Here is a 557-nt window from a genome sequence, read left to right as displayed (position 1 = left end):
GTGTTCGACCATCCGGTGATCCAGCGCTGCCAGCTCCACAAGATCAGAAATGTCCGGGACAAGCTCCCTGACAAGCTGCGCGCGGTGACCGAGAAGCGGATGCGGGAGGCCTACCACGCCGACACGCTCTTGGCCGCCGAGGCCGGGCTCACCGCCCTGGCCGCCGAGCTGGACAAGAAATACCCGGGCGCGGCCGCCTCGCTACGGGAAGGAATGGATGAGACGCTGACCGTCCTGCGACTGGGTGTGCCACCAACCCTCGCGCGTTCCCTTCGCTCGACCAATCCCATCGAGTCGATGATCTCGATCTGCCGCGATCACGCCGCCAATGTCAAGAATTGGAAGAACGGGCAGATGGCCCTGCGCTGGTGCGCGGCCGGCATGGCCGAGGCCGCCAAGCAGTTCCGCCGTGTGAACGGCTTCCTGCACTTGCCCAAGCTCCGCGCCGCGCTGGAACGGCACGTCACGCCCCAGAACGCCACTTCAAGCTGCTACAACGAGAACGTCGCCTGACCGCGGGACCGCTCTTCAAGTTCCACGAGCCGCGGGACATCCTC

The 557-nt window shown here is 65.7% G+C and carries 1 protein-coding gene; it reads left to right on the top strand.

Going from position 1 to position 557, the window contains the following annotated elements; all coding sequences use genetic code 11:
- Positions 1-513, top strand: a 513-nt coding sequence (locus ACSDR0_RS51090; protein ID WP_435296215.1) for a transposase, incomplete at its 5' end; no start/stop codon positions are given.
- Positions 514-557 lie beyond the last annotated feature (44 nt).

It is taken from the genome of Streptosporangium sp. G11, from assembly GCF_051192615.1.
Classification (GTDB): Bacteria; Actinomycetota; Actinomycetes; order Streptosporangiales; family Streptosporangiaceae; genus Streptosporangium.
This window is presented reverse-complemented; position numbering and strand designations above follow the sequence as displayed.